Source organism: Fulvivirga lutimaris, assembly GCF_009711525.1.
Taxonomy (GTDB): Bacteria; Bacteroidota; Bacteroidia; order Cytophagales; family Cyclobacteriaceae; genus Fulvivirga; species Fulvivirga lutimaris.
This window is the reverse complement of sequence record NZ_SMLV01000414.1, coordinates 1-8,963: the sequence shown is the minus strand read 5'-3', so window position 1 is coordinate 8,963 and position 8,963 is coordinate 1. Positions and strand designations below refer to the sequence as shown.

The 8,963-nt window shown below is 37.5% G+C and carries 6 protein-coding genes; 2 read left to right on the top strand and 4 right to left on the bottom strand.

The features are described from left to right. Positions 1-72 precede the first annotated feature (72 nt). Positions 73-456, top strand: coding sequence for a DUF6768 family protein (locus tag E1140_RS15660; protein WP_155185915.1), 384 nt, complete (start codon positions 73-75; stop codon positions 454-456). Positions 457-512: 56 nt separating this feature from the next. Here the strand turns inward: E1140_RS15660 and rseP are convergent, their stop codons facing one another. From rseP to E1140_RS15645, 3 genes are read right to left on the bottom strand one after another with little or no spacing between them, the layout of a single operon-like run. Further along, complete coding sequence (rseP, locus tag E1140_RS15655; RefSeq protein ID WP_155185912.1) at positions 513-1,841, bottom strand: RIP metalloprotease RseP; 1,329 nt, start codon at positions 1,839-1,841, stop codon at positions 513-515. Next, positions 1,842-3,005 (bottom strand): 1-deoxy-D-xylulose-5-phosphate reductoisomerase, encoded by a 1,164-nt coding sequence (locus E1140_RS15650; protein WP_185153630.1) that lies wholly within the window; start codon positions 3,003-3,005, stop codon positions 1,842-1,844. It lies immediately after the preceding gene. A gap of 28 nt (positions 3,006-3,033) precedes the next feature. Then, positions 3,034-4,530 carry a GH3 auxin-responsive promoter family protein gene (locus E1140_RS15645; protein ID WP_155185909.1) on the bottom strand — a complete coding sequence of 499 codons (1,497 nt, stop codon included), beginning with the start codon at positions 4,528-4,530 and terminating at the stop codon, positions 3,034-3,036. Positions 4,531-4,698: 168 nt separating this feature from the next. On the opposite strand from E1140_RS15645, the gene E1140_RS15640 reads away from it, so the two are divergent. Beyond that, positions 4,699-6,159: a S1C family serine protease gene (locus tag E1140_RS15640; RefSeq protein ID WP_185153629.1), complete on the top strand. Its 1,461-nt coding sequence runs from the start codon at positions 4,699-4,701 to the stop codon at positions 6,157-6,159. Positions 6,160-6,195: 36 nt separating this feature from the next. Here the strand turns inward: E1140_RS15640 and E1140_RS15635 are convergent, their stop codons facing one another. Beyond that, entirely contained in the window at positions 6,196-8,823 is a 2,628-nt protein-coding gene (locus E1140_RS15635) for an ABC transporter permease (RefSeq protein ID WP_155185906.1), read from the bottom strand. Positions 8,824-8,963: the final 140 nt, after the last annotated feature.

Genomic DNA, 8,963 nt, shown 5'->3' with positions numbered 1-8,963 from the left:
CAGAAGGAACTGTTAAATCAAGAATTTTTTACGCTAGAGAATTATTAAAAAGAAAATATAAGGAGGTGAATCATGAAAAATACTAATGAACAAATCGACAAAATTATTTATGAAGCTTTGAGCAAAGAAGAAGCAGAATTTTATGATCAGCTTGGAGAGCAGAATATCATAGATATGACCTTGGGAGTATTCAAGGGTAAAAACAAGAACCTTTACATTCTAACTTTCATCATGGCTTTTCTACTCTTTGGTGCAGTAGTTTACTGTTCGGTGCAATTCTATCATGCCGATACTTTAAAAGAAATGCTTATTTATTTAGGTATTGCCCTGTGGTGTATGATGAGTGTGGGATTTATTAAAATATGGCATTGGATGCAAATGAATACGAATAGTGTTCTCAGAGAGATGAAAAGACTTGAGCTACAAATTGCGGCATCTAACAGTCAAAATAAATAGAAAACAAAAAAGCCAGACCTGAGATTCAGGTCTGGCTTTTTTTAGTTATTGTTCAATTAGAAATTGAAGAACACCTTGAATATATCGTTACCAATTATAAATACCATCAATAACAGTAAGAAGGCCATTCCGACTTTCTGAGCATTCTCCAAAAATTTATCTGACGGCTTACGCCCAGAAATCATTTCATAAGATAAGAACATTACATGACCACCGTCTAAAGCAGGTATAGGTAGTAAGTTCATAAATGCCAATACCATTGAAAGTAGGCCTGTCAATCTCCAGAATCTCTGCCAGTCCCAAGTACCTCCATATGCTTTAGCAATACCAATCGGTCCTGAAAGTGACTTTCTAACATTAAGTTCACCTCTAAACATTTTTCCAAAGGCCTGAATCTGAGTAAAAATTACACCAAATGCTCTTTCTGCTCCCATCGGAACTGACTCTGCCAAACCATAATCTTTCGTTGTAAAGAAACCTTCTGGTAAGCCTACCATTACACCTAAAACACTATCGCCTTTTACAGCACCAGCATAGGTCATCAATTCATCACCTCTTCTTACAGTAGCAGTTATAGAGTCTTCTTTATAGCTTGATATTATATTCTTCACATCAGTTAATTCAATAATATCCTGACCAGCTAAACTTACAAATATATCACCCTCCTTTAACCCCATACGTTGTGCCAGGGTATTATCGTTCATTTCAACAATTGAGATTGGGATTTTAGGAACAATAAAATTTCCAAATGCATCTTCATCACTAAACTTCTCGATAAAATCATTTGGTATTTCAATATTTACCTGCTCGCTACCTCTCTGTACTGTATAGTATGCAGCGTCACCAAGGAAAACTTTGGTATCCATCACATCGCTAAAATCAACAAAATCTTTACCGTTGATTTTTACAATCTTATCTCCATCCTGAAGACCGATTTCCTTACCAAGATCTCTTACCAAAATACCTCCATTAGCATTAACCTGATCTTTAGAGATAATCTGATCTCCGAAAATATAGGTCAATGAAATAAAGATTAGAATACCTGTTACCACATTCACAAATATTCCACCTAGCATAACGATTAATCGCTGCCATGCTGGCTTAGAACGAAACTCCCACGGCTGTGGTGGTTGTTTCATTTGTTCTTTATCCATTGATTCGTCAATCATCCCTGAGATTTTCACAAATCCTCCTAATGGAATGGCACTAAGTGCATACTCTGTTTCTCCATATTTGAAACTGAATAATTTTGGTGGAAAACCAATTGAAAATTGTTCCACACGCATACCAAAAAACTTGGCAGCTAATAGGTGACCCATCTCATGCACCCCTACTAAAATTGATAAGCTCAGTATAATCTGAGCCGCCATTACTAATCCGTCCATCTATTTATTTACTATTTCTAATGCTTTAATTCTTACTTCTCTATCTGTCTGTACGTAATCCTCGTAAGAAGGTGCCTTAATAAAAGCAATATTACTCATACATTGTTCCACAACATCCGACATTTCAAGAAAACCTATATTATCTTTTAAAAATTCCTCAACCGCTATTTCATTAGCCGCATTCAAAATACAAGGCATATTACCTCCTTGATCCAATGCATCAAAGGCCAAACCTAGATTACGAAATGTTTTCATATCAGGTTGCTCAAATGTTAGGGCCGGGTATTGCGTGAAGTTAAACCTCGGAAAATCAGAGGTGAGTCTATCTGGAAAACCCATGGCAAATTGAATAGGTAATTTCATATCTGGCAATCCCATCTGTGCCTTAATCGAACCATCCTCAAACTGTACCATAGAATGAATAATTGACTGTGGATGGACAATCACTTCTATCTGATCAGCCTTCAAACCGAACAACCACTTGGCCTCTATTACTTCTAAACCCTTGTTCATCAACGATGCAGAGTCTATAGTAACCTTGGCGCCCATATCCCAGTTAGGGTGTTTTAAAGCCTGAGCTTTAGTTACAGTCAATAATTCTTCTCTGGTTTTTCCTCTAAATGGGCCACCGGAGGCGGTCAATATTATCTTTTCAATTGGGTTATGAAACTCCCCAACCAGACACTGAAAAATGGCTGAATGCTCTGAATCTACCGGGTAAATATTAACCCCTTTTTCCTCAGCTAATTTGGTGATCAACTCACCAGCCACTACCAGGGTCTCCTTATTGGCAAGGGCAATACTTTTACCAGATTCAATAGCTTTTATTGTAGGCCTTACACCTGAATAACCTACAAGAGCAGTGAGAACCAAGTCAATGGTATCCATCTCAACAACAGAAGCCAATGCTTTTTCACCGCAATAAACTTTTATGTCATGTGCATCTAATTCAGAAAACACTTTATCATAAAGGTCTTCATTACCTATAACGACTGTATTAGGTTTAAACTCAACAGCCTGTTGAATCAGCAGGTCTGCGTTATTCTGTGCAGTCAGCACTTCAACCTCAAACTTATCCTGGTGCGACCGGATTACTTCTAAGGCCTGAGTTCCTATGGATCCAGTTGAGCCGAGAATTGCTATATTTTTCTTTTCTGTATTGATGCTAATGATATTTGAATATTTAAAATACCTATTGTAGGCTATTGAGTGCCTCGGCTATTTTCCTGTCATTAGAAAGTCTGGGCACCTTGTTTTGTCCTCCTAACTTCCCTTCTGATTTCATATAATCTATAAATGAATTTTTTCTGAGCACGATGATTTCCAACCCCCTCAAAATGTTGCCTGTTATGAGATCATCATAATAGGTATTCAGTTTTTGAAGTTGCAAATTTAGCTCTTTTTTAAAGGCCTCCAAATCTTTTGGTTCAGTGGCAAATTCAACATACCATTCATGCAAAGGCAAACCTTCTTTGGGCGTAACATTTGGGGCTACAGTATATTCTATCAATTCTGTTTTAGGAAACTTCTCACAGGTGTTTTTCATGGCTTTTTCAACCTCCTCACCTATCACATGCTCACCAAAGGCAGAAATAAAGTGCTTGATTCTTCCTGTCACTAGCAATCTATAAGGTGTTTTGGATACAAACTTTACAGTATCTCCAATGGAGTACCCCCATAGTCCGGCATTACTGTTAATAATCAAGGCATAATTAACACCTAACTCCACCTGGTCTATCTTAAGTCTTGTAGGATTCTCATTGAAATATTCATCTGCTGGTATAAACTCAAAAAAGATTCCACTATTCAGCAATATCAACAACCCGGGTTCTATCTGAGAATCCTGATAAGCTATAAAACCCTCAGATGCTGGATAGGTCTCCACTGAGTCAATCTTCTTTCCAATGGTATCGAAAAGCTTAGCTCGGTAAGGTTCAAAGTTCACCCCACCATAAACGAACATGGAGAAATTCTCAAACACCTCTTTAATCTTCTTATCTCCTACTCTTGCCTGAATCCTGTCAAAATACATCTGCACCCAAGGTGGTATCCCAGAGATCAAGGTCATGTCCTTGTCAAGCGTCTCATCAATAATTTTCTCCAGCTTAGTTTCCCAATCGTCAATACAATTAGTCTCATAACTAGGCATTTGATTTGTGCGTAGATAGCTCGGCACGTGGTGATTAACAATGCCAGACAACCGCCCTACGTGAATACCATTCTTCTTAGAAAGCTCCGGACTACCAGAAAGGAAAATCAACTTGCCATCTAAGAAATCAGCATTTCCGGTCTCTGCCACATAAGCCAACACGGCATTTCTGGCACTTACAAAATGGTTAGGTATAGAGTCTTTAGTAATAGGAATGTATTTAACTCCAGAAGTGGTGCCTGATGTCTTAGACAAATAAATGGGTTTACCCGGCCATAAAACATCCGGTTTACCAGCAACCATTTCCTCAATATACGGCTTCAGTTGCTCATAATCACGAATGGGGACATTTGCCTTAAAATCATCATAATTCTTAATCTGTCCAAAATTGTGATCATTACCAAATTTGGTTGAAGCAGCTTTTTTAACAAGATTATCAAAAACTTTTTGCTGTGACCCGGCAGGATCTGAAGACCACTTTTTAGTTTGGTTTGCAATGTATCTGGCAAATGGCTTTCCGAAAAACGAACGTATTCCCATAGATGACTATTTCTGAATATTCAAAGATGTGAAATTTATATCTTGACGGCTAATTTGAGTGTTTAATTCAGAATGAATCTTTTGTATATTTTTAGCAACACCTTACATTTTGTCACGTTGTAGAAATCAGCACAATTTTTGTTTATATCAAAGAAAAATTAAAATACTATGCGTAAAACAGTCTTGTACATTTTGGTTTCATTTTTTGCAGGCCTTGGTGGTGCTTACACATACGATCAGTTAAAAGTTGATCAGAACAAACAGAATGAAGTCCAATCTACGCCTGTTGTCAATTTCGCTTCAAACAATTCTACCAGCACACCACTTCCCTCCAGAGACATCTCCTCTAGCTTAAGTGAAGATTTTGTAGGCGCAAGTCAGGCCAGTACAAAAAGCGTAGTTTATATTAAAAACATTTCGGAGCGCTCATACGGACGCAGTTATCTGGATTACATTTTTGACAGAGATCCTGGAAGTCAGACGCAAATAAGCAGTGGCTCTGGTGTGATATTTTCTGCAGACGGGTATATAGTATCAAACAATCATGTGGTTCAGGATGCTGATAAACTGCAAGTGGTTTATAATAAAAAAGTTTATGACGCCAAGTTGATAGGAACTGATCCATCAACCGACTTATCGGTATTAAAAATTGAGGACAATAATTTGCCTGCTATTACAATCGGTAGTTCTAAGTCTTTAAATGTAGGAGAATGGGTAATAGCGGTAGGCAACCCTTTTAACTTAACTTCTACTGTGACGGCAGGTATCGTTTCTGCTAAAGGAAGGGAGATCAACATATTGCAGGGCAAATTTCCAATAGAGTCATTTATTCAAACAGATGCAGCAATTAACCCTGGAAACAGTGGCGGTGCGTTGGTGAATAAGAATGGTGAATTGGTGGGTATCAATACCGCCATTCTTTCTAAAACAGGCTCATATGCAGGTTATGGATTTGCTGTACCTGTAGATATTGTTAAAAAAATAGTTACTGATATTATTGAATATGGAGAGGTGCAAAAGGCATTTTTCGGTGGAGAAGTTGTTGACTTTGATGCCACAATAGCTGAGAGGCTGGATATAAATGTAGATCAGGATAATATCAATGGCGTTTTGTTATCCTATGTTCAAAAGGAGGGTACAGCAGAAAAGTCTGGATTAAAAGAAGGCGATATCATTGTCAAATTTAATGATCATGTAGTAGATAGCAGAAGCCAGTTTGAAGAGGAATTGAGTTATCATTCGCCTGGTGATAAGGTTGTTATTACTTATGAAAGAGAAGGCCGAACAGCAAACGCTAATCTGGTATTAACTAATAGAGAAGGCACAACAAGCATTCTTAAAAGAGAAATCTATACCTCAGAATCTTTGGGGGCTAAATTTGAAACCGTTCCTAAAGTTGAGCGTGACCTGATTAATATTGACTATGGTGTAAGAGTGTTTAATATTGACAATGGCCTGATTAAGAGAATTGGCATTAGTGAAGATTTCATCATTACAGACATCAATAGAAATGCCATTAAAGACCCTGAGAGGTTGGTTGATATACTTGAAAAAATCAGAGGTCGAGTAGTTATTGAAGGGGTAAACAGTAAAGGCAGACAAGGCTATTATTCTTTCTATCTGAGATAATAAAAAGAGGCTGATCGAATGATCGGCCTCTTTTATTTATTCCTCTTTCAATCCATTAACTGGATTTGATTTTGCCACATTCACTAAGAGTATACTTACTACTATCCACAGCACGACTATTAGGATTATACCTGACATTAAAACGCTACCTAAATTTGAAGGAACATGATAGGTATAAACTGTATCAAAAAAGAATCCCACTAAATAGTAACTAATTGGAGCACCCAAAATGATCGAAATGGTAAAAAGCCACATGTAATCTTTCATAATGTTTTTACCCAAGTGAGTTATTTTGGCGCCCAGTACTTTTTTAATGCTAAACTCTTTAACTCTACCAGAAACATTTAGTGAGATAAGACCGAATAATCCCAAAGCCGCCATAAAAACTGTCACATAAGCAATTATTCGCCAAAACTCCCCGTGCCATTCCAAGGAAGAGAAATATCCTCCCCAAACATCTTCCTGAAGTCCGCCTCTAAAAGGAATTTCTGGAAATAAACTTGCCCACTCCTTCTTCAAATTGGCCAAAGCCTCCATTTCAGTACCCTTACTCACTTTAAAAGTCAGGCTTTCGTATTGGTTTTGGTCAGCGAGCATGAAAATAATAGGTTCAATCTCATTAGAGAAGCTACTAAAATGAAAGTCTTTAGCTACACCTATGATTGTATACTTTGTAGTATCTATTTCATACTCTTCATCGATAGGATTGACTAAGGACAATTGATTTATAAATGTTTCATTGACAATAATGGAAAATTTATCAGCGGTAAGGCTCTTTGTAAAATCACGTCCTGCTACAACTTCCACGCCCATTAGCTCTAAATAATTGGCATCTACTGCTATGGATGAAATTTCATATTGTTTATCCTGCTTTTTAAGAACCTTCAGACTTTTATGAACACCAATGTGATCTGATCCACCACTAACAAGCTCCACATTAGGGTATTGTTGTATTTTATTTCTAAGCTTATCATACATGGTGAAATCATCTACTTCAGCATGCAGAACACTATTTGGCTGGTAGCCCCAACTTCGTTCCTGTAAATAGACGCTGTTCTGGGTAAACATAATAGCGCAGATTATTAATATGCTTGATAAGACAAGTTGAAATCCAAGCAAGCCCCTGGTCACCAAGTTGCCTTTACCAAACTTAATTTTTCCCTTAAAAATATTAACCGCCTGAAAACTAGAAATGTACAATGACGGGTACAGTCCAGAGATTAATGCTGTCACTATCATTACAGCGCCTAAGTAGAGCCAGAGATTTACATCTAAAAGGTGAAAGCCAGAATTATATCCATTTTGGTATTCAAACCAAGGCACCAAAATAAATTTCCCGAATGCCATGCCTAATACTAAAGCCAAAACTGTAGTTAAGATGTTCTCTACCAAGTGCTGAAGAATTAGCATCATTCTATTGGCACCAATCGTCTTTCTCAATGCAATCTCCTTCAATCTTTTGGTTGAAGTTGCTATTGAAATGTTAATGTAATTGACTGACGCCAGAGCGAGCATAAAAATCGCTAGTATTGTAAGAATACTATATGACATTTTATTGGTTCTATAGTAGCGATTAGAAATCGTCTTATTGATATCTGGCGAATTCTGATAAAGTGTAGCTAATTGCTCAAACTTGAAATTATCAACTTTCCAGTCTTCCATGGCCTCATTCTGTAGCACTTTGTACTTCCCCATTCCTGCTTTTACACCCTCTAAATCTTTAGGATCTTTCACCTGAATTAGGGTTGCACCTATAGTCTGAGTCCAATCATCCTGATCGTAATTCGGTATTGCCCATGATGAATTTTGATAGTTAACCAGGAAATCAAAATCAATGGCATGTGTACTTGGAAACTCTTCAGCTACCCCAGTTACTTTAAATAGTTTTCTTTCCTCTCCACTTACTATTAGTAACAAATCCTCTCCAATAGGATCATTCTCTCCGAAATACTTTTTGGCCATTTCAGCACTAAGAATAATGCTTGAGTTATCATTTAGCGATGACGGATACCCTTTCTCAAGAGGGAAGGTGAACATCTGCAGGTAAGATGGGTCCACAAAGGTTGCTTTTTCATGGAACACTTTATCATCTAGTTTGATCACAAGATTCAGTTCCTTTACTCTGCAAATGTCATCTATCTGATGAAAGTCATCCTTCATCATTTCACCCAAAGGTCTGGGCGAAATACCCCATTGCTGCATTGTACCATTCCTGTTTATGAATGCTGTAGTAAGATAAATATTGTCCTTATTGAGATGATGCTGATCGGTCTTTTCAATCCAGTAACCAAACGAGTAGACTAAAACACAAATACCGATGGCAATGGCTATTCCTAATATATTAATAACCGAACTTACGGGATGCTTTAAAAGCCTTCTCAAAGAGGTTTTAGTATAGTTATTTAGCATGGTTGAGAATAGTAATGATTTAAATGAGAACCTTCTTTTTTGAGTACTAAACTCCTCTTGAGCCATGGCCGGAATCTCTCCAAACTCACTCACTGCTTGTTCAAAGGCTTTCTGAGCAACTATTCCCCCAGACATAAGATCTTCAATATGGTCTCTTAAATGAAGCTCCATCTCTCTGATTTCACCATCATCAAAAGCACGGTGTTTTCTAAGTTGCTTCAGCCACTTTTCTATTGCTATATCTAAATCAAACATGGCTTAACTATTAGATGGTTTAACATTCCAGATAGCATCAAGTACAGAATTCACTTGAGACCATTGGGCTTGTTCTTGTGCTAATTCCTGTTTACCGGCTTCAGTTATTTCATAATATTTTCTAGGCCTCACCGAGTCCT